This window comes from Rhodophyticola porphyridii, assembly GCF_003688285.1.
Taxonomy (GTDB): domain Bacteria; phylum Pseudomonadota; class Alphaproteobacteria; order Rhodobacterales; family Rhodobacteraceae; genus Rhodophyticola; species Rhodophyticola porphyridii.
In genome coordinates this window covers 172,438-196,663 of sequence record NZ_RCNT01000003.1, presented here as the reverse complement: position 1 = coordinate 196,663, position 24,226 = coordinate 172,438, and the positions used below count along the sequence as shown (strand labels likewise).

The 24,226-nt window shown below is 62.4% G+C and carries 21 protein-coding genes; 9 read left to right on the top strand and 12 right to left on the bottom strand.

Annotated features, from left to right (window positions below; translation table 11 throughout):
- Nucleotides 1-2: 2 nt before the first annotated feature.
- On the bottom strand, nt 3-1,643 hold the full coding sequence (locus tag D9R08_RS07800; protein ID WP_121897472.1) for a mucoidy inhibitor MuiA family protein: 1,641 nt from the start codon (nt 1,641-1,643) through the stop codon (nt 3-5).
- A 79-nt stretch (nt 1,644-1,722) separates the two neighbouring features.
- Entirely contained in the window at nt 1,723-2,745 is a 1,023-nt protein-coding gene (locus tag D9R08_RS07795; protein WP_121897471.1) for an aspartate-semialdehyde dehydrogenase, read from the bottom strand.
- A 325-nt stretch (nt 2,746-3,070) separates the two neighbouring features.
- On the opposite strand from D9R08_RS07795, the gene D9R08_RS07790 reads away from it, so the two are divergent.
- Nucleotides 3,071-4,348, top strand: coding sequence for a DEAD/DEAH box helicase (locus D9R08_RS07790; protein ID WP_121897470.1), 1,278 nt, complete (start codon nt 3,071-3,073; stop codon nt 4,346-4,348).
- 88 nt (nt 4,349-4,436) lie between these two features.
- Here D9R08_RS07790 and D9R08_RS07785 read toward each other — a convergent pair whose 3' ends face one another.
- From D9R08_RS07785 to D9R08_RS07775, 3 genes are all read right to left on the bottom strand, one after another.
- Nucleotides 4,437-5,288 (bottom strand): universal stress protein, encoded by an 852-nt coding sequence (locus D9R08_RS07785; protein ID WP_121897469.1) that lies wholly within the window; start codon nt 5,286-5,288, stop codon nt 4,437-4,439.
- An 11-nt stretch (nt 5,289-5,299) separates the two neighbouring features.
- Nucleotides 5,300-6,790, bottom strand: coding sequence for a SulP family inorganic anion transporter (locus D9R08_RS07780; protein ID WP_407690601.1), 1,491 nt, complete (start codon nt 6,788-6,790; stop codon nt 5,300-5,302).
- Between the two features lie 134 nt (nt 6,791-6,924).
- Nucleotides 6,925-8,100, bottom strand: coding sequence for an MFS transporter (locus tag D9R08_RS07775; protein ID WP_121897468.1), 1,176 nt, complete (start codon nt 8,098-8,100; stop codon nt 6,925-6,927).
- 196 nt (nt 8,101-8,296) lie between these two features.
- Here D9R08_RS07775 and D9R08_RS07770 point away from each other — a divergent pair, with 196 nt between their 5' ends.
- Nucleotides 8,297-9,313, top strand: a complete 1,017-nt coding sequence (locus tag D9R08_RS07770) for an extracellular solute-binding protein (protein ID WP_121897467.1) — start codon at nt 8,297-8,299, stop codon at nt 9,311-9,313.
- A 71-nt stretch (nt 9,314-9,384) separates the two neighbouring features.
- Here the strand turns inward: D9R08_RS07770 and D9R08_RS07765 are convergent, their stop codons facing one another.
- The gene (locus D9R08_RS07765) at nt 9,385-11,067 is read right to left on the bottom strand and encodes an ABC transporter permease (RefSeq protein ID WP_121897466.1); all 1,683 of its coding nucleotides are present in this window, start codon (nt 11,065-11,067) and stop codon (nt 9,385-9,387) included.
- Nucleotides 11,068-11,236: 169 nt separating this feature from the next.
- On the opposite strand from D9R08_RS07765, the gene D9R08_RS07760 reads away from it, so the two are divergent.
- Nucleotides 11,237-11,773 carry a lipocalin family protein gene (locus D9R08_RS07760; protein ID WP_121897465.1) on the top strand — a complete coding sequence of 179 codons (537 nt, stop codon included), beginning with the start codon at nt 11,237-11,239 and terminating at the stop codon, nt 11,771-11,773.
- A gap of 267 nt (nt 11,774-12,040) precedes the next feature.
- Nucleotides 12,041-12,967, top strand: a complete 927-nt coding sequence (locus D9R08_RS07755; protein WP_158598955.1) for a LysR family transcriptional regulator — start codon at nt 12,041-12,043, stop codon at nt 12,965-12,967.
- 41 nt (nt 12,968-13,008) lie between these two features.
- On the opposite strand, the gene D9R08_RS07750 is transcribed toward D9R08_RS07755, so the two are convergent.
- Genes D9R08_RS07750 through D9R08_RS07730 form a run of 5 tightly spaced genes read right to left on the bottom strand, consistent with a single transcriptional unit; the run spans nt 13,009 to nt 17,898 of the window.
- A complete protein-coding gene (locus tag D9R08_RS07750; RefSeq protein WP_199709296.1) occupies nt 13,009-14,004 on the bottom strand; it encodes an aldo/keto reductase in 996 nt (331 codons plus the stop codon).
- A 17-nt stretch (nt 14,005-14,021) separates the two neighbouring features.
- Complete coding sequence (locus D9R08_RS07745; RefSeq protein WP_158598954.1) at nt 14,022-15,032, bottom strand: 3-oxoacyl-[acyl-carrier-protein] synthase III C-terminal domain-containing protein; 1,011 nt, start codon at nt 15,030-15,032, stop codon at nt 14,022-14,024.
- Nucleotides 15,025-16,566 (bottom strand): FAD-dependent monooxygenase, encoded by a 1,542-nt coding sequence (locus tag D9R08_RS07740; RefSeq protein ID WP_121897461.1) that lies wholly within the window; start codon nt 16,564-16,566, stop codon nt 15,025-15,027. Before D9R08_RS07740 ends, D9R08_RS07745 begins: the two co-directional genes overlap by 8 nt.
- A complete protein-coding gene (locus D9R08_RS07735) occupies nt 16,563-17,270 on the bottom strand; it encodes a dienelactone hydrolase family protein (protein WP_158598953.1) in 708 nt (235 codons plus the stop codon). The genes D9R08_RS07740 and D9R08_RS07735 overlap by 4 nt, the downstream gene beginning before the upstream one ends.
- 13 nt (nt 17,271-17,283) lie before the next feature.
- Nucleotides 17,284-17,898, bottom strand: coding sequence for a glutathione S-transferase family protein (locus D9R08_RS07730; RefSeq protein ID WP_121897459.1), 615 nt, complete (start codon nt 17,896-17,898; stop codon nt 17,284-17,286).
- 154 nt (nt 17,899-18,052) lie between these two features.
- Here D9R08_RS07730 and D9R08_RS07725 point away from each other — a divergent pair, with 154 nt between their 5' ends.
- Genes D9R08_RS07725 through D9R08_RS07715 form a run of 3 tightly spaced genes read left to right on the top strand, consistent with a single transcriptional unit; the run spans nt 18,053 to nt 20,901 of the window.
- Nucleotides 18,053-19,201 (top strand): MFS transporter, encoded by a 1,149-nt coding sequence (locus tag D9R08_RS07725; protein ID WP_121897458.1) that lies wholly within the window; start codon nt 18,053-18,055, stop codon nt 19,199-19,201.
- 24 nt (nt 19,202-19,225) lie between these two features.
- Nucleotides 19,226-20,179 (top strand): AfsA-related hotdog domain-containing protein, encoded by a 954-nt coding sequence (locus tag D9R08_RS07720; protein ID WP_121897457.1) that lies wholly within the window; start codon nt 19,226-19,228, stop codon nt 20,177-20,179.
- An 11-nt stretch (nt 20,180-20,190) separates the two neighbouring features.
- Nucleotides 20,191-20,901 carry an HAD family hydrolase gene (locus D9R08_RS07715; protein ID WP_121897456.1) on the top strand — a complete coding sequence of 237 codons (711 nt, stop codon included), beginning with the start codon at nt 20,191-20,193 and terminating at the stop codon, nt 20,899-20,901.
- On the opposite strand, the gene D9R08_RS07710 is transcribed toward D9R08_RS07715, so the two are convergent.
- Nucleotides 20,891-21,640, bottom strand: coding sequence for a helix-turn-helix domain-containing protein (locus tag D9R08_RS07710; protein WP_121897455.1), 750 nt, complete (start codon nt 21,638-21,640; stop codon nt 20,891-20,893). The two genes, D9R08_RS07715 and D9R08_RS07710, sit on opposite strands and share 11 nt — an antisense overlap.
- 130 nt (nt 21,641-21,770) lie before the next feature.
- Here D9R08_RS07710 and D9R08_RS07705 point away from each other — a divergent pair, with 130 nt between their 5' ends.
- Together D9R08_RS07705 and D9R08_RS07700 are read left to right on the top strand one after the other, a co-directional pair.
- On the top strand, nt 21,771-22,631 hold the full coding sequence (locus D9R08_RS07705) for an SMP-30/gluconolactonase/LRE family protein (protein WP_121897454.1): 861 nt from the start codon (nt 21,771-21,773) through the stop codon (nt 22,629-22,631).
- A 130-nt stretch (nt 22,632-22,761) separates the two neighbouring features.
- Nucleotides 22,762-24,177, top strand: a complete 1,416-nt coding sequence (locus D9R08_RS07700; protein ID WP_121897453.1) for an L-serine ammonia-lyase — start codon at nt 22,762-22,764, stop codon at nt 24,175-24,177.
- Nucleotides 24,178-24,226 lie beyond the last annotated feature (49 nt).

Genomic DNA, 24,226 nt, shown 5'->3' with positions numbered 1-24,226 from the left:
CCTCATGGCCGCCAGTTCAACACCAGCCCCTCCGGCCAGTCGAAGCTGACATCCATCCGGAAATCCCGCGTCTCCCCGGGGGCGAGGGTAATATCCCATGCCACCACTCCGCGCAGGTCGTCGACATCGCGCGCGGTGGGCTGCGGGGTGAGCATGACATCCACATCCAGATCCTCCTGCTCCGCGAAGGGTGTGGCGTATAGCACGCTGACATCTTCGGGGTTGTCGGAGGTGTTCTCGACGGTGAACCCGACCCGCCGCTCCTGCGTGTTCGTTTGCACGAAAATGCCCCGATCGCCTTCGTCCAGCGAAAGATCCTGCCAGGTCAGGCGCAGATGGTCGACAGGGCCGAACGCAAGCTCCTCGGAGGCGCCGGCCGATATCATCCGGATCCACTCGTTTCCAATCAACCCTCCATCACGAAAGAACAGGGCCTCGCCCGGAAGGATCGGCTCACCGCTGTCATTTTCGAACTCTGCGACAAGAAAGGCGGTCAAGTCGTCCCGCGGCACGGCGCGATTGGTCAGTTCCGTTTCAAATTCCAGGCTATCGAGGGGCAGGATCGTCTGCCCGGTGGCTCCCACGACAACCGGCGCGTTGTAGGTGTAGCTAACCTCAAGCCCGAGGAAAGAAACTTCGGATGTCTCTTCGGCGATCCCGACAGGTTCCATGGCAACGACATCGGCACTCAAGGCGGCCGATGACATGTCCGCTGCGCCCCGCAGGGTCGGCTGGGGGCGGGGCTCATGAATGCGTGCGGGCCGCGGAAGAAGCTCGCTGGGCTCTCGTTGTCGGAACGGGTCGGAGGTGGAAAAGGTAACCGCGACGTTCTGCCAAAACTCCCCGCCGCCGACGGATAGAGAGATGAACCGATCAAGCGACAGCTCGCCTGTTTCGCTGTCGAGATGCCATTCGTAGCTGGGGGACCAGGCAACGTCTTGAGCGAAATGTTCCAGTGTCAGGTCAAGTGTCGTTTCGGCGGCTGCTGTGACCTCGATGGCCAGACCGTTGACCGTTGTTCCGAAAGGCCGCAGCGCGGCCAGCCTCTGCTCGGCACTGCGCAAATCGGTCTGGCGGGCGTCAAGATCATCGGTCAGGTCACGCCGGGCGACCAGTGCCTCCTGCAGATCTTCGCCGACCCGTGCGCTTTCTGTGCCGATCGCGCCAAGATAGATGGCAAGATCATTCGGGTCATCGGGCATCTCCGCCCCGTTTTCTCCACCCCGCGCCAAAGCTTCCAGATAAGCGATCTGCAGAGTTGCACCGCGTATCCTTGCATCGGCACGGGCAATTCTGTCTTCCGCCGTCTGCACCGCCTCTCGCGCGGCATCGACCGCGTCGCGGGCCCGGGCCTGCGCGGCGGTGTCCAGCGCGCCCTCGGCCACGGGAACGCCGAACACCTCATTCGGCACACCTAGGACCACATCCGCCCCGGTCGAAACCTGCGGCGCTTCGGCGGAACCGCCAGGCAAGGCGACGATCACCCGATGGGTTCCTGCCGGTACGGTAATGGTTGTGGTGCGGCTGATCTCGGCCGCACCGATGTAGACGGTCGCCCGCGCAATATCCGCGCGGGTCACAATATCGTCCGCATGGGCCGCAGTGGCCGCTATCAGGGCGAGAGCGGAAACGGGAAAACGCATCGGGGAAACCTCCGGGAAAGAACATCCCGCAAAGCTTCCCCTGACTGTGCCGGTTATACAATAACCAGCCCCGGCAAGCTCAACCCTTCTTCAGGATCCGGTTGCCGAGGGTTTCGGCTATCTGAACCGCGTTCAGCGCCGCGCCCTTGCGCAGATTGTCCGACACGCACCACAGGTTCAGCCCGTTATCTATGGTACTGTCCTGCCGGATGCGGCTGATAAAGGTCGCGTAATCCCCCACGCATTCCACGGGCGTGACGTACCCCCCGTCCTCGCGCTTGTCGATGACCATGATGCCGGGGCTTTCCCGCAGGATATCGCGCGCTTCATCCTCGTCGAGGAACTCCTCGAACTCGATGTTGATCGCCTCGGAATGGCCCACGAAGACCGGCACGCGCACGCAGGTGGCGGTGACCTTGATCGCGGGGTCGACGATCTTCTTGGTCTCGGCCACCATCTTCCATTCCTCGCGCGTGCTGCCATCCTCCATGAACTTGTCGCATTGGGGGATGACGTTGAAGGCAATCTGCTTGGGGTAGATCGACGGCTCCCTTTCCTGACCCGGAACATACATGCCCTTGGTCTGGTCCCACAGCTCGTCCATCGCGGCCTTCCCGGTGCCCGAGACGGATTGATAGGTGCTGACGACGACGCGCTTGATCCGCGCCCGATCGTGGAGCGGCTTCAGCGTCACGACCATTTGCGCGGTCGAACAATTCGGATTGGCGATGATGTTTTTTCTGGCATAGCCGTCCACGGCCTCGGGGTTCACTTCCGGCACGACCAAAGGAACGTCCGGGTCGTAGCGGTAGAGCGAGGAGTTGTCGATCACGACGCAGCCAGCCTTCGCGGCCTTGGGCGCGTATTTCTCCGTCGCCTCCGATCCGATGGCAAAGAAGGCGATGTCCCAGCCGCTGAAGTCGAACGTGTCCAGATCCTTTGTGGTCAGGGTTTTATCGCCAAAGCTGCACTGGGTTCCAAGCGACTTGCGCGACGCCAGCGCCACGATTTCATCGATGGGAAACTGGCGCTCGGCCAGTATGTTCAGCATTTCGCGGCCCACATTGCCCGTGGCGCCGGCGACGACGACTCGATAGCCCATTGTCATATCCTTCAGGTCTGGATGCGCGGCACATAAAGGATGCTATCGCAAAGGAAAAGCCCCATGAGCCTTGACTTATACACGGCAAGGCCGCATGTGCCTTGCAAGCATTCTGCGCTGCCGCGTGAGCAGCCGCGCATCCGCGCGACAGAATGATGATATCTCCACAGCCCCCATCACGCAGGGTCTGACGATTTGGCCGGTCTGCACGGGAAACGCCCGTGTCGCCCTAGCGCCGGATCGCACCCTTCGACGCCGCGCATTGCCGCGGTTCCGACCCATGTTATCGCGCGGGCCAGTCTGTTCCGCGCAGGAAAGGTACTATTTGTTCGATTTCGATATGCTCGGCCTCTCGCCGACCCTGATGACCGCGCTGAAGAAGAGCGGTTTCAAGGAACCCACCCCGATCCAGAACCAGGCGATCCCGCTTGCGCTGGATGGCCATGACATCTTGGGCCTGGCCCAGACCGGCACCGGTAAGACCCTGGCCTTCGGCCTGCCCTTGATCGAGCATCTGCTTGCTCTGCATGGCAAGCCCGACCCCAAGACCGCCAAGGCACTGATCCTGGCGCCGACCCGTGAACTGGCCAACCAGATCGCCGATAGCCTTAGGGCCTTCACCACCGGCACGCCGCTGAAGGTGCAGGTCGTTGTCGGCGGTCAGTCGATCAACGCGCAGATCAAGCGCCTGGACCGCGGCACGGATATTCTTGTCGCCACGCCCGGCCGCCTGATCGACCTAATGGATCGCGGTGCGGTCAAGCTGCATACGGTGCAGCATCTGGTTCTGGACGAGGCCGACCAGATGCTCGACATGGGCTTCATCCATGCGCTGCGCCGGATCGCGCCGAAACTCGGCACGCCCCGCCAGACCATGCTGTTCTCGGCGACCATGCCGAAACAGATGGAAGAACTGTCGAGCGCCTATCTGACCAACCCGCGCAGAGTGCAGGTTGCCCCGCCCGGCAAGGCGGCGGACAAGGTCACCCAGTCGATCCATTTCATGGAGAAACCGGCGAAACCGGCGAAGCTCCGCGAAATCCTCTCCCGCGATCCCGAGGCGCTGACCCTTGTCTTCGCGCGCACCAAGCATGGCGCGGAAAAGCTGATGAAGGGTCTCGTGGCCGACGGGTTCAACGCAGCCTCGATCCACGGCAACAAGTCGCAAGGGCAGCGTGACCGGGCGATCAAGGCGTTTCGCGACGGCCAGATCAAGACCCTGGTCGCAACGGATGTGGCCGCGCGTGGCATCGACATTCCGGGCGTCGCCTATGTCATCAACTTCGACCTTCCGGATGTGCCGGACAATTATGTCCATCGCATCGGTCGTACCGCGCGCGCCGGTCTTGAGGGGGAGGCGATCACGCTCTGCTCCGCCGAGGAAATCGATCTGCTCAAACAGGTTGAAAAGGTGATGAAGCTGGAAATCCCCGTCGCGGGCGGAACCCGTCCCGCCGCCGTGAAGTCCGACAAGCCGCGTCGCGGTGGTGGCGGTGGCGGACAGCGGCGTCGCGGTCCCGGCGGCGGCAATGGGCAAGCCGGCAAGCCCCAAGGCAACACCGGCAGCCGCAAACCGCGCCGGCCCCGTCGCCACGCCGCCTGAACGTAGCGGGCGCCCGCCGCGTCCTTGCCTTGAAAACATGCCCGCCGGAGATCTCCCGAGAGAGGCCTCCGGCGGAACCGTATCGGCTTTAGCGGAAAAGCAGGATTGGCACCTTGCAGGACCGGATCATCTCGGTCGTCGTCGATCCGATGAACAGGTTCCGGATCCGGGAGTGCCCGTAGGCGCCCATGATCAGCAGATCGAAATCATGAGCTTCGGCGCGTTCGGCGATGACCGTCTCGGGCTCTCCCGCCACGATCTCGGCCGTCACCTGATACCCGGCGCCGGTCAACAGCGCCGCGGCCCCTTCGATCCCGCGTCTCAAACCGGTGCTTTCGGTGCCGACGGTCAGAAGATGGATGCCGAGCCCGGCAAAAAGCACCGAACGGGCGATATGATCAATCGCCTTCAGGGACGATCCGCCGCCATCGAAGGCAACCAACAGCGTCTTCACAGGCTGAAACGCCCTTGAGGTCACCAGTATCGGTTTGGTCGAGGAGCGGATCACCCGTTCCAGATTGCTGCCCAGATGCATCTTGGCGAAATCGGCCGCTTCGCCGCGCTTGCCGATGATGATCAGCTCGGTCTCCGGTTCCATCTCGCGCAGGGTCTCCACCAGATCGCCCATCCGAAGTTTGGATTGCGCCGCGACCCCCTGGGCAGCGATGCGGGCCACGGCATCTTCCAGGATCGCCTGGCCGCGCTTGCGGGCAAGCTTGGCCTTTTGCGCATCAAGCTCTGCCAGTTCATGCAGCAGCGCCGTCCGTGCACCCAGTCCGATATTGCCTGACAGGTTGCGCGGATCGGTGCTCTCATCCCGGCGGCCGATCACATGGACGATATCCACAGGCCAGCCCTTCCCCTTCGCGACCCATGCCGCGTGGTCACATACGCTTTGCGAATAGATCGACCCGTCGACCAGTGCGATGATCTTGCCCATCGGTTTCCCCCTCAATGTCCCATCAGTCGGTCCATGGCGCCCGGCTTGTCATGTTCGGCCAGCCGGTCAACGATGGTCTCTGACGCCTCGTTCAGGCCTTTTATCTCGACCTCGGCACCATCCCTGCGGAACTTGAGCACCGCCATGTCCAGCGCGGCAACCGACGAGATATCCCAGATATGGGCGCGGGTTACGTCGATCACCACGCGCTCCAGCACCTCACCGAAATCGAAGGCCGCGGCAAAGGCGTCGGCGGAGGCGAAAAACAACTGTCCCTGCACGTGATAGGTCCGTGTCATACCATCCCCTGACAGCTCGGATGTGACCCGGAACAGTTGCGCGATTTTGCCGGCAAAGAAAATGCCCGACAACAGCACACCGGTCAGTACGCCGATTGCGAGGTTGTGGGTGTAGACCGTCACCACCACCGTTGCCAGCATCACGATGGAGGAGCTGCGCGGATGGTCCCGGAGGTTGGCAATCGACGACCAGCTGAATGTGCCGATGGACACCATGATCATGATGGCGACCAGAGCGGCCATCGGAATGATCGACACGATATCGCCCAGAACAACGATCAGGATCAGCAGGAACACCCCCGCGGCAAAGCAGGACAGGCGCCCGCGCCCGCCCGATTTCACATTGATCATCGATTGGCCGATCATCGCGCAGCCCGCCATGCCGCCAATGAACCCGGTCGCGGTATTGGCGAGGCCCTGGCCGATGCATTCCTGGTTCTTGTCCGATTTCGTGTCCGTCAGATCGTCGACGATCTGCGCGGTCATCAGGCTTTCCAGCAACCCAACGGCAGCCACTGCGGCGGAATAGGGCAGGATGATTTGCAAGGTTTCCAGTGTCAGCGGGATATCGGGGATCAGGAACACGGGCAAGGTATCCGGCAGCGCGCCCATATCGCCCACGGTTCGCAGATCCATACCCATCATCAGCGTCAGCCCGGTCAACACGACGATACAGACAAGCGGGGAGGGGATCGCCGTCGTGACATAGGGAAACAGGTAGATGATCGCCAGACCGCCCGCGACCATGACATAGGTCAGCCAGGGCACCCCGATCAGTTCGGGCAATTGAGCCATGAAGATGAGGATCGCAAGCGCGTTGACGAACCCGGTCATGACCGAGCGGGAGACAAACCGCATGACTGTGCCGAGCCTCAGAAACCCGGCCGCGACCTGCAGGAGGCCGGCCAGAACCGTCGCCGCCAGCAGGTATTGCAATCCGTGATCGCGAACCAGCGTCACCATCAAAACCGCGGTGGCGGCCGTCGCGGCCGAGATCATGCCGGGCCGTCCGCCCGCGATGGCGGTGATCACCGCGATCGAGAAAGAGGCATAAAGCCCGATCTTCGGGTCCACGCCCGCGATGATCGAAAAGGCAATCGCTTCGGGGATAAGGGCGAGCGCCACGACCAGACCGGACAGGAGATCGCCGCGGATATTGCCAAGCCAGTCGCCCCGCATGCGGGACAGGAAATCAGGGGACATGTTTCGGGGTGTCTCCGCCAGAACCGGTGCCGCATGCGGCACGTCAAATGCACGTATGCGGCAGGCCATACCGGCCCGGGCCAGGGTTTGGCCAGAGCTTTGGCCCGAATACTGCCGTCAGTGGCGCACAAAGCTCAATCCGTGCGATCCTGTGCGAGGAGATAAGGCAGACATCCCAAAAGCACGACCAGCCCGAACACACCGAACAATGTGCCAAACGCATCGGCAGGCGGCGCATCTGTGGAGAGCCACGCAAAGTACGGGCCGCTGGCGAATTGCATCACGCCGGCGCCGCCCATTCCGAACAGATTCAGCAAGCTCACCCCGCGGCCTGTCAGATGAGGCGGCAGGAAGCTGCGCCCATGGGCGATCACCATCGGGTAGGTCGCGCCGAACAGGCCGATGGCTGTCAGCAACATGACGGCAGTCCAGTAGCTGCCCGCCGGAAAGACCCACAGCACAAGACAGCATAGAACCACCGCCAGATTGCCAGCGAGAACCACCCGTTTTCTGGTGCCGAACAGCCGGTCCAGCGGGGCATAGGCCAGATTGCCCGCCGCCATGGCCAGCCCCATGATCAACGTGACGGTCCCGATCTGGGCAAGCGCCGCGCCGTAGACGTCTGTCATATAGGGTGCGATCCAAAGCCCCCTGATCCCGGCCGCAGGGGCGTAGCAGACGAACATCATCGGCAGGATCAGCCAGAGGCCGGGTATGCGCAACACGTCCAGCAAAGAGCCTTTGGGCTCGCCGTCGGGCTTGGCCGGATCGCGCACCAGCAGCGCCATGGCAATGGCCACGGCGACGGTCATGCCGGCCAGTGCCCAGACAGTCTCCCGCCAGCCAAAGGCTTCGATCGCTTTCGCCATCGGCAGGGCGCTGGCGATATTCCCAAGGGAGCTGACGCCGACGGTGACGCCTGCCAATGTTGCGAAGACCGCCGGCGAATAGACCCGTGCGAAGATGTAATAGCTGGCCATCAGGACGGGCGAGCATCCAATGCCGATCAGCACCATCGCAGTCTGGATCGCGCCCGGCCCCTGCGCCAGGGCAAAAACTGCGGCCCCTCCCGCCCCGCAGAGACCGAAAAGGGCCGCCGCTGTCACTCGCGGCCCGATCGTGTCCAGCGCCCAGCCCACGGGGATCTGCATGATTGCGAAGGCTGCGAACCACAGGCCGGAAGCACGGGCCAGATCCTCCGCACCCGCGCCGATTTCCACTCCGAGAACCGGGGCCAGCACCGCCAGGAAGGCGCGGTAGAACTGGCTGAGCACGTAGCCCAGCACCAGAAATGCCAACCCGGCTTTCATCTCATGGCCCCTTCTGCCGCCTCTTCCGGCACCCTGCCTTTTGGCGCAGGGGGCGGCAAGGGCGCGTGTTTCAATAGTTTTTCCGATTCTTTTAGTCGGATATTCTTGACACCCCGGAAGGGATGAGGTTCAAAACCCCCACCCAACCGACAAAAACGGTCAGGTAATACCGAATTCCAGCAACGGAGCGTCCTAGATGACCCGCACACTTGCACTTCTGCTCGGCACGACAATCGTCGCGAGCAGCCTTACAGCCGCCCAGGCTCAGGAACTGAACCTGTATTCCTCCCGCCATTACGACACGGACGAACGGCTGTATTCCGAATTCACGGAGATGACCGGTATCGCCATCAACCGGATCGAAGGCAATGCCGACGAACTGATCGCGCGGATGGAGGCCGAGGGCGAGAACTCGCCTGCCGACGTGTTCCTGACCGTCGATACCGTTCGCCTCGCGCGCGCCACCGATATGGGTTTGCTACAGCCGGTGGAAAGCGACGTGCTTGAGGCGCGCATTCCGGCCTATCTGCAGGATGACGAGAACCACTGGTTCGGTTTCTCTCAGCGCTCGCGAATCCTCTTCTACGACCGCAACGATGTCGAAAACCCGCCGCGGACCTATCAGGATCTCGCCAACCCGGAATATGAGGGCATGGTCTGCATCCGCTCCTCTTCCAACGTCTATACCCAGAACATCGTTGCCGCGCTGATCGCCCATTTGGGTGTCGAGGCAACGCAGGAGTGGGCCAACGCCGTGGTCGGCAACTTCGCCCGCGACCCGCAGGGCGGCGACACCGATCAGCTTCGCGGTATCGTGTCGGGGGAGTGCGACATCGCGATGTCGAATACCTATTACTTCGGTCGCGCCATCCGCACCGAGGTTGACGGCCTGTCCGGCTCGCTCGACATGGTCGGGTGGGTGTTCCCGAACCAGAACGATCTGGGCGCGCATATGAACATCTCGGGTGGCGGTGTTGCCGCGCACGCGCCAAATCGCGACAACGCCATCGCCTTCCTGGAGTATCTCGCCAGCGATCAGGCGCAGGAATACTTCTCCGCAGGCAACGATGAGTATCCCGCGGTGCCGGGTGTGGCCCTCAGCCCCTCGGTCGCGTCGCTCGGCATCTTCCGCCCCGACACGATCGATCTGTCGGAAATCGCCGACAATGTGGACGCCGCGGTGGATGTGCTGAACAACGCCGGTTGGGAATAAGCCCGGCCAAAAAGCCTCCGGCAGGTGTTGCGAAGCGGGTGCCCATGTGGCGCCCGCTTTTTTGCTGGGGCCTACGCTTCGAGGTGCCCGCTGCCGGTGCGCCGTGCTGCACGGCCGACCCGCGCGTCCCGCCCGATGCTCCAGCATAGAAGCGTCACCGGGATCAGCCCGACGGCGACAATCACGAGGCTTGGTACCGCGGCCTCGTGCAGACGCTCGTCCGAGGCCAGCCGGTGTGCCTGCACCGCCAGCGTGTCGTAATTGAAGGGCCGCAGGATCAGCGTCGCGGGCAGTTCCTTCATCACATCGACAAACACGATCAGCAGCGCCGTCAGCACCGCGGGTCTCAGCACCGGCAAGTGGATGCGCCGCAGCATCGGTATCGGGCTCTGGCCAAGTGTGCGCGCCACCGCGTCGACATTGGGATTGATCGTCGCCAGCCCGGAATCGTAGGTGTTGAGCGCCACGGCCATGAAGCGGACCATATAGGCCACGATCATCAGCCAGATCGACCCGGTGATCAGCAGCCCGGTATCGATCCCGAAACTGGCCTCCATTACCCGGTCGATGGCATTGTCGAGCGCGGCGAAGGGAAAGAGCAGGCCAACCGCGATCACCCCGCCCGGCACCGCATATCCGATCCCAGCCACGCGGGTCGTGGCCTTTGCGCTTGGCGTCGGATGCAGGCGCGCGTTGGAGCCGAGGAACACGGCGGCGGCGACTGTGAGGATCGCGGCGATGCTCGCAAGCGTCACCGAGTTCTGCAAAAAGGCCAGATAGCGCGGTGTGAACAACAGCTCGCCTGAATCCCAGCCGAGCGTGATCAGCAGGATCGTGGGCAGAAGGAAGCCGAGCAGGACCGGCAAAGCGCAAAATACGAACGCGCCGACTGCATGCCGACCGGTCAGCGTTATGGGTTCCATCCGCTCGAACCGCCGCCCGGCATCGTGGTGGCGCAGGTGCTTGCGTTGCGAGCGCTCCAGCATCGCAAGGGTCAGCGCCACGACAAGCAGGCAAAGCGCCAGTTGTGCCGCGCCTGCCCGGTCGAAGAGTCCGAACCAGCTGACATAGATGCCGGTGGCGAAGGTCTGCACACCGAAATAGGCGACCGTGCCGTAGTCAGCGAGGGTTTCCATCAAGGCCAGAAGAACGCCGCCGGCGATGGCGGGCCGCGCGATGGGAAGGGAAACGTGGTAGAACGCGCCCCACGGTCCGCGCCCGAGCGTTCGCGCGGCGATATAGGCCGTCGCTGATTGCTGCAGGAACGCCGCGCGGGCCAGAAGGTAGACGTAAGGATAGAGAACCAGCGTCAACATCGCCGCAGCGCCGCCAAGAGACCGGATCTCGGGAAACCAATAGTCGCGGGGGCCCCAGCCCATCACGTCGCGCAATGTGGTCTGCACCCATCCCGGATGATCGAGGAAATCGGTGTAGGCATAGGCCAGCACATAGGCCGGGAAGGCCAGCGGAAGGGCAAGAGCGATTTCGAGAACGCGCCGGCCGGGAAAGCGCGTTGCCGTGACAAGCCATGCCGTGCCGGAGCCGATGATCGCGGTGCCAAGGCCCACCACAAGGATCAGGATGCCCGTGGTTGCGGCATAACGCGGCAGTACCGTTTCACCCAGGCGGGTCAGCGTCTCAAACCCGCCGGTCAGCGCGGCCAGAACCACCGCCGCCATCGGCAGAATGCACAGGCCCGCCGCCAGCCATGCCAGCGCGCCAAGCCGTCTGGAGGAGGAGTAGCGTCGTCCCATGTACCTGCTCTAGGCGATGGATCGCGCCGCGCACAAGACTGTCCGGCGGATTTCCTGACATATTTGCTCGGATAGTGGCTATTGGTCGCCGTTCCGCTGTTTCGGGGGGTTGCCCCGATGGCGGAACTGGCTTCAGCTATGACCGATACTCCTCGTCAGGGCTGTTCCCATGCGTTTTGCAATTGTGCCTCTTCTTCTGCTCGCGCTGTCGGGGTGCGGCGTCTTCGCGCCCAGCTACAGGGATCAGTCGGTCACCATCGCCTCCAACGCGAATTTCGACCCGGCGCGCTATGCGGGGCGGTGGTACGAAGTGGCGCGGTATCCCAACCCGTTCCAGGCCGGTTGCGCCGGTGCCATTGCAGAGTATCAACTGCGCCCCGGGGCCGACATTGCCATTCGCAACACCTGCCTTGATGAAACCGGCACGCCGACCGAGGACATAAGCGGACGCGCCACCATCGTCGGACCCGGCCGCCTGTCGGTACGGCTCTCCGGTGTGCCGGTGGCTGCGCCTTACTGGGTTCTTTGGGTCGATGAAGGGTACCGCACCGCGGTGATCGGCCAGCCCGACGGGCGCGCCGGATGGATCCTGAACCGGGAACCCGTGATCCCGGCCGATCGCCTCGCCGCCGCGCGCGAAGTGCTGGCCTTCAACGGCTATGACCTCTCCCGATTGCAGGCCAGCGGGGCGATGGCCGCGCGCTAGCCCTGGCGCGGCGAAAACCGGCGAGAGATCGGCTTGCCGCCCCGGACAACGGGGCGCCGACACTTCAAGCAGTGCCTGTATAGTGACCAAAGGACCGCGGATCGCGCCGTCAGGTCGGGCATACCGGAGTTCGCCGGGTGCCTGCGCGCGCGAATACCCGCCGTGCCCGGTCTCCAGGTGGTGAGGATTTAGGCAATATGCTAGTTTCCGCACGCTGCCCCTCTGCCGCGATAGCGGTGTTTACCCGGCCATTTGAGGTTGAGACCCGTGTCACGTGATCCGAGTTGGGAAGATATCCGCGTATTTCTGGGCTACCTCCGCGCAGGATCTGTCGCGAATGCGGCACAGGACCTCAAAATCAGCGGCCCCACCGTCAGCCGACGAATAAACTCATTGCAGAAGGCAATCGGGTTTCCGTTGCTCAGCCGGTGCAACCAGGGTCTGGAACTGACCCCGAACGCTCAGAACCTTGTCGAGATATGGCAGGAAGCCGAACGTCTGCTTTCCAACGCGCCCGATCTCGCAACCCGCATGCGCGACACGCAGCGGATTGAATTACGGTTTTCCACCACGCCCGCCTTGGCCAATGCTCTGATATTTCCAAATATCGAATCCTATATGGAACGCTGGCCGAACGTGATGATCGATGTGGATACATCGTTTCGGATTGTCGATATCGGTTCGGGGCAGGGGGATGTCGCGCTGCGATTTGTCGAACCCGAACGCGGTGCCGTCGTGCGGCAGCGTGTCGGCTCGGTGTCCTTCAACGTCTATTGCGCCGAAGGGATCCTGCCGGACGGGTTTGAACCCGTGGATGCGTGGCAGGCGCTGTCGGAAACCGGGCTTCGCGGCATTACATGGACGCCGGGCACAAGTGTGAGCATGCCGCAGCAGAAGCTGAGCGAAGTGCTCAGTGCGCGGCGCACCGGATTGGCGATATCGGAGTACACCGGGCTGGTGGACGCCATCCAGAACGGCATCGGCGCAGGTATCTTGCCGGATATCGTGGGCCAGCGCCTTCCCGGCGTGCGCGCCCTGATGACGCCGGGTGTGGTGGGCACGATGCCGCTTTGGCTTGTCACCGCGGACCGGTTGTCCAGCTATCGCCATATCACGGAGTTTCGCGACTTCATCCGCAAGGCGATCAGGAAGGAGTCCGCCAGCATAATGGCGGCCAGAGGCGATCCCACCTAGGGGACGCTGGCCCAAGGCCGCCATATATTGCTGCTGCGATATCAGCCGGCTTTTACCGCTTTCCCTTCGGTATAGCGCGCGCCGACGACCGCGTCGGGCGAGAACGCCGCGGATAGGCGATCAAGCGCCGCCCGATCGACGCTCAGATCGACGGCGGCGGCATTCTGCTCCAGATGTGCGATCTTGCGCGCGCCCGGGATCGGTACGATGTCACCGCCCTGATCGAGCAGCCAGATCAGCATCAGCTGCGGCACACTCACACCGGCATCCGCCGCGACCTCGTCCAGCAGATCGAACAAAGGCGCGTTGGCATCGAAGCTGTCTTGCGTGAACCGTGGCAAGGTCCGGCGGAAATCATCCGCGTCAAGCTTGGGCGGAGCACCTGTCTTGCGCAGCAATCCCCGACCAAGCGGGGAGTAACAGACCAGGGTGCCGCCGGTATCCCGAATGACGGGCAACACCTCATCCTCCACCAGTCGCGTCCAGAGCGAGTATTCCGACTGCACCGCATCGACCGGAGCCACCGTATTGGCGCGCGTCAACTCATCAGCCGTGGGCTCGGAGAGGCCGATCGCGCGGATCTTGCCGGCGGTCTTCAGCTCGGCAAGCGCGCCCATGCTGTCCTCCACCGGAACGTTCGGATCTATCCGGTGCAGATAATAGAGATCGATCACGTCGATCCCCAGCCGCCGCAGGCTGTCATCGCAACTTGCGGTGATGTAGTCGGGAGTGCCGCAGCGCTCGCGCTTGAAGTTTCCGTCCGACATGATCTCGTCGGTCCGGACGATCCCGCATTTGGAGGCGATCAAGGGGGCATGGCTGGTCTGCGCGATGAAGCGGCCCAGAAGCTCCTCGTTCCGGCCATCTCCGTAGAGATCGGCGGTATCCAGCATGGTGATGCCAAGTTCCATCGCGCGCTCCAGCGTGGCCATGTTCTCGGTCTCGTCAAACGCACCGTAGAACTCCGACATCGCCATACAGCCGAGTCCAAGCGTCGACGTGCTGAGGCCGGACCGTCCTATTTGCCTGGTTTTCATGGTCTTTCCTTTTCAGTTCAGAGGATTTCAAGAAGGATCACGCCGCAGCTGAAGCCCACCCCGGCCGAGACGATCAGAACACGGTCGCCGCTGTGCAGAAGGCCTTTCGCGCGGATCTCCGCCAGACCGACCCAGCCATCGGTCGTGCCCAGATGGCCGTGCGTCTTGCCGATCTCCCAGCCGGACCGATGCCCGAGCGCGCCGAAGGTCGCCTCATATGTCGCGTCGCGGACGGAGGCCCCGACAAAAGGCGTGAAGAGCCAATCCGCAGGGCCTGTCCAGTACGGGCTGGACAGCAATCCGGTCTTCAGACGATCAAGTGCCCGGTTCAGGGGCTCCGCGAAGCCCGCATGGCCATGCGCCGCCAGAAACGCTTTCTTGCTGCGGCGCACGTCGTACTCGCGGCGCCAGCTATCGGGCGTTTCATCGCTGGGCGCGGCGTCGCGGTGCAGCTCTTCCAGATCGGGGGCGCCATCAAGCGCCAGATGCAGAACGCGGGCGAACCCGCTTTGGCGGGACAGGACCACGCCGGCCGCCGCGTCGCCGTACAAAAGCCCGTAATCCGACTGCCAGCGATCAAAGCCCGATGCCTCGAACCGGTCGGCCCCGACCAGCAACAGCTGCCCGTCGGGACGTGGATCGCAAAGCGGCCCAAGTGCGATCATGGCCTGAAGCAAGCCATTGCAGCCCTGGTTCACGCTCAGCGCCGGAACATGCCCGCCGATATCCAGATGGCGCTGGATCCAGGATGCAGGGGCCCATAACCGAGGCTGGCCGTGACGATGGATCGATGTATAGGCCAGCCCGGCAAGATCGATGCCGCGAAGACCCGCCTCGGCAAGCGCGTCCTTTGCCGCAGCAAGGCCCATCTCGTAAGATGCACGCTCAGGCTCCCGGATGACGGAGACATAGCCGTCCGCCTCGGCGCGGTCCTTCTCGTACCGACCGGCCCGAACCGCGTCGCTCACCGAAAGCCGGTCCGGGCCGGGCACCGCCCCAAGGCCGGCAATGAAAAGCGGATCAACCATGCGCGGGCGCGCCCGCGTCGAATAGCTCGCCGAGCCTGTCGGATACGGCGCGGTCACGGAGCGACCGGTCAACCGCCGCGACATAGCCGTCCGGCCGGACCAGAACCCGCGCGACCGGCCCCAGCTTTTCACGTTCACGCGTGGTTGCGGGGCGCACCGCCATCGGGCCCGCGGTCTCGCCGGGGCGGTAATAGCGATTGTCGTCCAGCCTGATCTCGTCGACGGGCCATGCACCACCTATCGTATCTCCGCCCGACAGGTGCAGCACCAGCATCCGGCCTGGCGCCAGCAGGTCGAAGAGGTCGCCGCCATCGGCCAGTCGTATCCATGGCAGCCGCTTGCCAAGGGCGACCGGATCGGGCCCGGTCCCATAGGCGATCCGCAGTTGCGCCATCGCCTGGATCAGAGCGCGGGGTTGCCAGAAACGGCAGAGAACCGGTGCCACGAACCGGAGTGCGATTCGATGCAGAAGATTGGGCGAGTTCATCAGGCGCAGGGCACGGTCCGTGCCATTGGCGACGCTGAGCGCGATGGCGCGCCGCTCTTGGCCATAACTGTCCAGGAGGTCAGGGGCAGGCGCATGGTGTGAGACGGAGAGCTTCCAGGCCAGATTGGCCGCATCCTGAATGCCCATGTTCATACCCTGCCCGCCGGCGGGCGAGTGAATATGCGCGGCATCGCCTGCCAGGAACACCCGGCCCGTCATGAACCTGTCTGCCACGCGTTTCTGCATCTTGTAGGAGACGACGCGCGACGGATCATAAAGACGTGTATCGGGGAACAGCCCGTTGCGCCGCAGGAAATCGGCAAAGGCATCAAAGCTGATCTGCGCGCCCGATGCCAGATCGGTGCTGGCCATACTGTCCGGCCCGACCAGCCGATAGGCGCCGTTTGGGAGCGGGATAGCCGCCAGCACGGACTCGTTGGCCATGATCACATGGGTGGCGTCCGTGGCCAGCCGGTCTTCGGCAATCCTGACTTCCGACAACACGAAACGCGCGTCATAGGTGAGCCCGGAAAAATCTATACCGAGGGATTTGCGCACGACGCTCGCGGCACCGTCGCACCCCACGACATAATCATGCCGCATGGTCTCGCCCGCCGAATGGACGATAACGCCATCGGCATTTTCCTCCAGACTGCGCAGGGTGGTGTTCCACTCCACGTCTCCACCAAGGCTGCGCAGCTTGTCATAAAGCAGCCGCTCGGTGATCGATTGCGGCAGGATCAGATAGAAGGGATAGGCGGTGTCGTGCCGCAGAACATCGAAATCGAGAGAGAAGAGCGCGCGCGTCTTGTCGTGAAATGTCATGTAGCGGGTGACACGGCCATGGCGGATGAACGCCTGGGCCAGGTCCAGCGATTGCATCACCTCAAGCGTGCGGGCGTGCACGCCCAGGGCGCGCGAGTCGCCGACGGGGCCAGATTTGCCATCGATAATGCGAAACGGCGTCCCGGCGCTGGCCAGAAGACAGGCCAGCGTCAGGCCCACGGGTCCCGCGCCGACGATAAGAACGCGTTGGTCGGGTGTCATGGCGTCGCCTCCGTATAAAGAAAGCTTTGCAGGCCGTTCAGGCAATGGCGTGCCGCGCCCGCATCAAACCTTTGCGCCTGGCCGTGGGGGTCGATCTCTTCGTTGGTGAAGCCGTGGCGGGCATGCCCGAGGGCCAGGCTGATCCAGTCCACGCCCGCCTCAGTCATCTCGGTCTGGAAGGCGGTGATGTGCTCCATGCCTATGATCGGGTCCGACGCGCCGTGGATCGCGACAAAGCGCGTGTCGCTTGCCAGCATGGTGATGGGCTTCCTGCTTGAGGGGATGCCGTGCACGCTGGCCACCGCCGCCAGATCGGCATCCGCCCGGCCCATCTCGAAACTCAGCGCCCCACCCAGACAATACCCCACCACATGCAGGCTTCGCGGTGTGATCGAGAGCGTCTCGCACAGGGCGCTGATATAGGTCGACAGATTGCCGCGCAGGATTTCAGGGTCGCCCAGGGCCCGGGCGATCCAGATCTCGGCATCGCCGCCGTATTCCCGGGGCCGATAGGCCTCTCCGTAGAAGTCGCTGACCACCACATTGCATCCATGCGCATCGGCAATCTCGATGCCGCGGCGCATGGCGTAAGCGGTCTGATATCCCCGCCAATCGGGCAGGATCAGCGCCGTGCGCCGCGCCTGCCGGTCGACGAAAACGCCGCCATAGCTCGCCGCGTCGGTTTCGAACCTGATATCGGTCATGGCTGACATCGGTTCAGGCGGCCTGCGCACCAAAGGCACGGGCGTGAAAGGGCATTTCCTTCAACGCTTCAAAATGGGCGGCAAGCTTTGGCCGGGATCTTAGCAGCCCGCCGTCGATCCGATCGGCCCAGTTCAGCATGACCAACAGGAAGAAATCCGATGATGTCAGGTTTTCGCCGAGGGCGAAGGTCTGATTGCTGATCCGTGTTTCCAGCATGTCCAGCACCTTCGCGATCTCGGCGTCGGACATCGCGCGAATGGCCTGTTGTGCGGCCGGATCCTCCGCAGAGCGATCAGGCCGGAACCTCAGCAGGAAGGCATTGTAGACGGATGTGGCAAGAAAGCTCAGCATCTCGTCGTTGCGGGCCCGCATGGCCGGGGTCCGGCCCAGCATCTCGGCGGCAAAGCTGCGCGCAAGATGGTTCAGGATGGCGGTGGTTTCGGTCAGCGTCAGGCCATCGTCGGTCACCAGCGTCGGCACCGTCCGGCTTGGATTGACCGTGGCCAGATCGGCGTCGTGATCGCGCCGTTCCCGCAGCTCGACCGGCAGGCCAAGATGGGCGCAGAGCGCAACGACCGCATCCGAGCATGAACCGTTGATGGTATAAAGCGTCATTTCCGTTGGCATCGGTACCTCCTTACCTAGATGTCTCGGGCAACATCCGGCAAGCCCCGGCGCCAAACAACGCCGGATAGTGAAACGGCTGTTTCAATATTTTGGGGGTCACCCGCCAAATTCCTGCCCCGATACTCGGTTCATCCGACGAGTAAAGGAGGCCAAAATGCCTTTTGCGGTTCTGATCCTCGCCCTGGGGATATTTGTTATCAATACCAGTGAATTCGTGATCATGGGCCTGCTGCCCGAGGTCGCGACCGATTTCGGCGTCTCGATCCCGACCGCCGGATATCTGATCAGCGGCTATGCCTTCGGCGTGGTGCTTGGCGCGCCCTTGCTGACGCCATTTCTGATCCAGTTTCAACGCAAGCGTGTGCTGATCGCGTTGATGGGTCTCTTCACCTTGGGCAATCTGGCCTGCGCCATCGCGCCGACCTATGAGCTCATGCTCACCGCGCGGATCGTCACCGCCTTGGCGCAAGCAACGTTCTTCGGGCTGGGCGCCGTTGTCGCGACCCAATTGGTCGAACCGGGCAAAGCGGCACGGGCAATCGCGGCGGTGTTTCTGGGGTCGACGATTGCCAACATGTTTGGCTCACCGGCCGGCACCGCAGTGGGGCAGGCCTTGGGCTGGCGATCCACATTTGTCATCCTGTCGGGGCTTGCGGCGGTCACGGCGGTTGCCCTGATAATGTGGCTGCCACGGGTCGAATCCTCCAAAGTCTCCAACCTGCGGGCCGAATTCGCGGTGTTGCTGAGACCCGAGATGATCAGGGCGCTGATGATGACCACGCTGGGTTTTGGCGGCACATTCACCACCTTCACCTTCATCGCGCCAATGCTGACAGATGTGACTGGCCTGCCATCCAGCTGGGTGCCCAGCATCCTGTTGCTCTTCGGTTTCGGGATGTTCCTCGGGAATCCATTGGGCGGGCGGCTGGCGGATTGGAATCTCGGCCGCGCCATTCAACTCAGCCTCATGTTCCTGATTTCGGTTCTGATCGTGATCTCCTTCGTGATGCCCTATCCGATCGCGATGATCGTGGCGGTCTTCTTTTTCGGGATGGCATTGTTTTCCACCATCCCGGCCCTGCAGGTGCAGGTCATGTCACATGCAGGCGATGCACCGGTCATGGCTTCGGCCTTCAACATCGCGGCCTTCAATCTTGGCAACGGTCTTGGAGCATGGCTGGGCAGCCAGGCCCTGCATTCCGGCGTCACATACACGCAGGTGCCGCTGATCGGGGCGGCCATGTGTGGTGCGGGTCTCTTGCTGGCTGTGGTCAGCCGCCAGCGCCAATCGGTTCGCACCTGATCCTATTCGCAAATCAAGACTTCCATGGCGGGCACAGTCACTGTGCCCGCCATTTCCTTCCGTTTTGGCGGAAATGCGCCAATGCTGCGTTGCAGAAATGGAATGGGCATTTCGATACTGGCGATTGTTGGTTTTTTCCGATGGCTCTCTACTGATTACACGAACCACCGATTCAGTTTGGAGAGTGAAATGACCAATTCGATCCAAAGGTTCTTTGTCGTCGGGGATACATTTTTAGGTACGGCCAGGCATATTGATGGTCTGATTACCGAAACCGACGCTTTGGAAAAAGTTCTGACAAGCGTACATCTCGACAACGACATCCACCTGTACCTGCAACAGGGCGTCGACATGCGCAGCCTCTACGCCGCCGTCCGGCATTTCAACACGACGAACGGGAAAGCCGGCGGCAGTTTCAATCTGGTGTCCTGCAAACGCGCGCCCCGGTCCACGCGGCGGTTTGCTCACAAGAACCGCGCAGAAAACATCGTCATCTGCGCGCCACGCAGGATGTCGGACACCCTGTTCGAGATGGACCTGTGCTTTTCCGCCCAGAACGAGTTTTTCCTCGACCACATGACGGGGATGCACATCCAGGGCATGGCCCTGATCGAAGCGGCGCGCCAGGCTTTCCTGACCGTGACGGAGGCCTTCTTCCTCGCCGAGGACGAGCGCGATTACTACTACGTTATCAAGAGCATGGAAACGGAGTTCCAGAATTTCGTGTTCCCGTTCGACGCGGTCCTGCGCTATGAAATCACCCGTGCCTCGCACAAGGAAAACCGCCACGGGTTCGATGCCGATATCACGATCATACAGGCCGGAACCGTATGTACCCGCGTCACCGTATCCTTCACAGCCTTCGAGGCGAAGACGATCGCCGACAGGGAGCTTGTCGTTGCGCAGGAGTGTCTGAACAAGCTGGTGGAGCAGTATCGCGACGAAGAAGCGCTCCAATCCGTTTCTCAAGTCGCGTGAGGGCCTGAAACATGCCCGATATCCGCCCTGCGCCCAGCCTCGCCGTTTTCGATGTCGATGAAACGCTGATCGAGTGCAAATCCATGTTTTCGTTTCTTGAATTCGCGTTCAGGGAAGTCGCCGGAGACACAGGCGGTGCGCAGGCATATCGCGCCGCGCTCTATGAATTGCAGACGGCACGCGAAACGGAGCCGCGCGAGGTCGTCAACCGGCTATTCTACCGTAACTTTTCCCGCTGGTCCCTCGATCAGCTCGCCGAGCTTTCGCAAGAATGGTTTGCGCGAAGCAAGGCGCGCTCCTTTTATGTGCCCGAGGTGCTGAACCGGTTCCGCCAGCATCAGGCGCAGGGCCATGAAACGGTGCTGCTGTCGGGATCGGCAAACTTCATTGTCGCGCCCATAGCCGACGACCTTGGCGCAACAGGCATATTGGCGATCGCACTCAAAAGACTGCCGGATGGCACCACTGACGGGCAGATCGAGGGTATTCAGACGATTGGTGAGGGAAAGGCCGCAGCGTTGCGAAACCTGATCCAAGCGCGCGGCCCCTACGTCAGAACCTTCGGCTATGGTGATCATCAGAGCGACTTGCCGTTCCTGGCTATCTGTGACGAGGCATATTGTGCGCATCCTGCGGATCGGCCCGCGCCGGAATGGGCCGAGGCCATCCAGTCATTTCCAATCCACGGTCAGGCAAGCACAGCGGGGTCGATTACCGCCTAGGCGCTCCAGCGTCGATCCGAGCGAAGGAGGGAAAGGACATCTCCGACCAGGCAACGCACAGCTTGTAGGTCTGCAAATCCTGTGCCGGGACGGTCAACTGATCCTGACGCGCCATTTCGGAAAGTTGCTGATTGAGGTTGCGCAGATCCGCCATGACCTGTCGCGCCGTCTGTCGGGAGATACGCCGGGACTGGGTCAGGTAGCCGGACTGCTCCCCATCGGGCTGGTCAAAGACCGTGCGGATAAAGGCGAGGTTCAGATCCCTGAGCGTCCGGTGAAGCGGGCCGTTTCGCCGGAACTTGACGGGATGCGCCGGCGTCAGACGAATGCGGCCCTCGGTATGAACCTCGGCGAGGCCAAGCCGCTCCAGCTTGCGACCCAGAATGAAGAGGGCGTTCCTGCTCAACCCGAACTCTTGGCGGATCGTCGCTTCGGTCATGCCGTCATGCAGCAGGATGAACAGAAAGAAGAGCGACGGATCCTGCGCCAACCCGGCCTCCATCTCCGCCGTCAACTGGACCGGCCGGACGATGGTGCGCTTGGCGGTTGCAACAATATCCTCGAACGGAAGGTCGAGGGCATCGCAGATTTCCATGACCCTGCTCATTTTAGCATCCCCGCTTGCGAAGATTCGCTTGATCGTCGGTTCCGACAGGGACATGCGCGCGGCAAGGTCTCCATAGGTCATCTGCCGCGCCCGCAGCGCCTGTTTCAACACCTCGAACATGGTTCCGCGCATGGCACGCTCCTGATCTATTTACGGGGCTATCGGTATCACTAATCGATACCAAAGGCAGTTATACTTCACCAGGGTATTCATAAAAGATACCAATGCCGCATCCTTTACGAGATCAAATGAGGAATGTGACATGAAAATGCTACCAAGTTTCGCCGTCGCCGCCGTAACCATCACCAGTGCAAGCCTGTCGCATACGCCTGCCGCCCTTGCGGAAGCGCCATGGAATGTCGGCGGCTTCGATATGCCGGAATCCGCAATCTTCGACAGCACACGCAACCGGGTGATCCTCAGCAACATTGCGGGCCACCCCGGTGAAGCCGATGGAAACGGGTTTCTGACCCTCTTGTCGGAAACCGGCCAAATCCTCGATCTCGATTGGGTCGATGGTCTTGATGCCCCGAAGGGGATGGCGTTTGTCGGGCAAAACCTGCTGGTCGCCGATCTCAACACACTGCATGTCATCGACGCGGAAACGGGCGCGATCCGGCGGTCGATCATGGTCGAGGGTGCCGGGTTTCTCAACGATGTCACCTCGGACGGGCAGACTGCCTATATCAGCGATCTGATGACAGACAGCATCTGGCGCTACGCCGATGGTCGCGTGACGCTGTGGATGCAGCATGACCAGCTGAGCCATCCCAACGGTCTGTTGCTGGACGGGGCGCGCCTGCTGGTCGGAACATGGGGCGAAGGTCTGAAAGAGGATTTCTCTACAGAAGTCGCAGGCTCCCTCCTGTCGGTCGATCTTGAGACCCGGGCCATCTCCATCGTCGTGCCGGAAATCGGTAATATAGACGGCATAACCCGTGTGGGGGACGAGATTCTGCTCAATGATTGGGTCACCGGAGAGGTGTTCACGGTCAACGGCGCGGGCGAGGTCGACCTGGCAATTAACCTCTCGCCGGGCGTGGCGGATATCTCCTCCCACGGGAACACGCTTTTCCTGCCGATGATGCTTTATGGCGATCTGCGCGTCGTCACCTATCCATAATTCCAGGGCTCGGATACAGCCTCTGTCATCGCCATATCCTCTGAAGCTGGTCGGTCGAAACCCGCCGGATGTCGGTATTCATTCGCATCCGTCGCCGGTTTCGCGCTAGATCGGCTGTGATGGAGGGCGCATGTTTCTGAGCATCTTTGACATATTCAAGATCGGGATCGGGCCGTCTTCTTCCCACACGATGGGCCCGATGAGCGCGGCGGCGCGGTTTCTGGACGATCTGCGCGATGGCCGTGAGAAAGAACCGGGTGCGGGAGATCTGGGCGCGTTGGCCTGTTCGCTTCACGGGTCGTTGGCCTTTACCGGTAAGGGACACGCGACGGATCGGGCGGTTATCTTGGGTCTGTGCGGGTTGAGGCCGGACACGCTCGACCCGGATAAGGCAACGGAGATCGAGGCGGCGCTGCGCAAGAGAGGCCGGGTGACGCCCCCCGGACTGCCTGAACTGCGATTCGACCCGGCGACCGATCTGGTGTTCGACTACGACCTGAGATTGCCGGGCCATGCGAACGGGATGATCCTGCGGGCCTTCGACACGAATGGCAGCCTCTATATGGAAGAAACCTATTACTCCATCGGCGGCGGTTTCGTGATGACCGCAGCCGAACTGGACGCACAGAGGCATGGCGGCGCGGCGCAGCTTCATGCGGAGAAGGAAGAGGTCGGCTATCCCTACCCGTTCGGGTCCGCGGCGGAAATGCTGGCGATGGGCAAGGCTTCGGGCAAAAGTATCGTCGAGATGAAATGGGCAAACGAACTGGCGCTGGCGGGCCGCGCCGAGGTGACCGGCCGGGTGGAAGAGATACGCCGCGCGATGGAGGATTGCCTGGAACGTGGCCTGCGGATGGAGGGGGAATTGCCCGGCGGGCTCCGTGTGAAACGCCGGGCAAAGGCGATCCATGAGCAACTGAAGGCCGAGGCAGGGCGAAACATCGCGCAGCCCCACGTGGTGAATGACTGGTTGAGTGTCTACGCCATGGCGGTGAACGAAGAAAACGCCGCAGGCGGGCGGGTGGTGACGGCACCGACCAACGGCGCGGCCGGTGTGATCCCGGCGGTGCTTCGCTATTACAGGGGCCATTGCATCGGCGCGAGCGATGCAGGTGCCGTCGACTTCCTGATGGCCGCAGCGGCGATCGGCGGCTTGATCAAGCACAATGCCTCGATTTCTGGTGCCGAGGTCGGCTGTCAGGGGGAGGTCGGATCAGCGGCGGCAATGGCGGCAGCAGGGTTGTGCGCGGCGTTGGGTGGAACCAATGAGCAGGTTGAAAATGCAGCGGAAATCGCCTTGGAGCATCATCTTGGCATGACCTGCGATCCGGCGGGCGGATTGGTTCAGGTGCCGTGTATCGAGCGCAACGGGCTGGGCGCGATCAAGGCCGTATCCGCCGCGTCCCTCGCGTTGAGGGGCGATGGTACGCATTTCATGCCGCTGGACAATTGCATCGAGGCCATGCGCCAGACGGGGCTGGATATGAACAGCAAGTACAAGGAAACCAGTCAGGGCGGATTGGCGGTCAATCTGCCGGAATGCTGAGGGCCCGGAAGCAGCGCGTCAGCTTCTGGAGGGCCGCGCCCGTTCAGCC

Coding starts and splice junctions, on each gene's coding strand:
- D9R08_RS07745 (WP_158598954.1), bottom strand. CDS start 15,032: ATGGTTGATCCGCTTTTCATTGCCGGCCTTGGGGCGGTGCCCGGCCCG.
- D9R08_RS07770 (WP_121897467.1), top strand. CDS start 8,297: ATGACCCGCACACTTGCACTTCTGCTCGGCACGACAATCGTCGCGAGC.
- D9R08_RS07800 (WP_121897472.1), bottom strand. CDS start 1,643: ATGCGTTTTCCCGTTTCCGCTCTCGCCCTGATAGCGGCCACTGCGGCC.
- D9R08_RS07775 (WP_121897468.1), bottom strand. CDS start 8,100: ATGAAAGCCGGGTTGGCATTTCTGGTGCTGGGCTACGTGCTCAGCCAG.
- D9R08_RS07785 (WP_121897469.1), bottom strand. CDS start 5,288: ATGGGCAAGATCATCGCACTGGTCGACGGGTCGATCTATTCGCAAAGC.
- D9R08_RS07795 (WP_121897471.1), bottom strand. CDS start 2,745: ATGGGCTATCGAGTCGTCGTCGCCGGCGCCACGGGCAATGTGGGCCGC.
- D9R08_RS07700 (WP_121897453.1), top strand. CDS start 22,762: ATGTTTCTGAGCATCTTTGACATATTCAAGATCGGGATCGGGCCGTCT.
- D9R08_RS07760 (WP_121897465.1), top strand. CDS start 11,237: ATGCGTTTTGCAATTGTGCCTCTTCTTCTGCTCGCGCTGTCGGGGTGC.
- D9R08_RS07780 (WP_407690601.1), bottom strand. CDS start 6,790: ATGTCCCCTGATTTCCTGTCCCGCATGCGGGGCGACTGGCTTGGCAAT.
- D9R08_RS07725 (WP_121897458.1), top strand. CDS start 18,053: ATGCCTTTTGCGGTTCTGATCCTCGCCCTGGGGATATTTGTTATCAAT.
- D9R08_RS07710 (WP_121897455.1), bottom strand. CDS start 21,640: ATGCGCGGAACCATGTTCGAGGTGTTGAAACAGGCGCTGCGGGCGCGG.
- D9R08_RS07715 (WP_121897456.1), top strand. CDS start 20,191: ATGCCCGATATCCGCCCTGCGCCCAGCCTCGCCGTTTTCGATGTCGAT.
- D9R08_RS07765 (WP_121897466.1), bottom strand. CDS start 11,067: ATGGGACGACGCTACTCCTCCTCCAGACGGCTTGGCGCGCTGGCATGG.
- D9R08_RS07740 (WP_121897461.1), bottom strand. CDS start 16,566: ATGACACCCGACCAACGCGTTCTTATCGTCGGCGCGGGACCCGTGGGC.
- D9R08_RS07720 (WP_121897457.1), top strand. CDS start 19,226: ATGGCGGGCACAGTCACTGTGCCCGCCATTTCCTTCCGTTTTGGCGGA.
- D9R08_RS07750 (WP_199709296.1), bottom strand. CDS start 14,004: ATGAAAACCAGGCAAATAGGACGGTCCGGCCTCAGCACGTCGACGCTT.
- D9R08_RS07730 (WP_121897459.1), bottom strand. CDS start 17,898: ATGCCAACGGAAATGACGCTTTATACCATCAACGGTTCATGCTCGGAT.
- D9R08_RS07705 (WP_121897454.1), top strand. CDS start 21,771: ATGAAAATGCTACCAAGTTTCGCCGTCGCCGCCGTAACCATCACCAGT.
- D9R08_RS07735 (WP_158598953.1), bottom strand. CDS start 17,270: ATGACCGATATCAGGTTCGAAACCGACGCGGCGAGCTATGGCGGCGTT.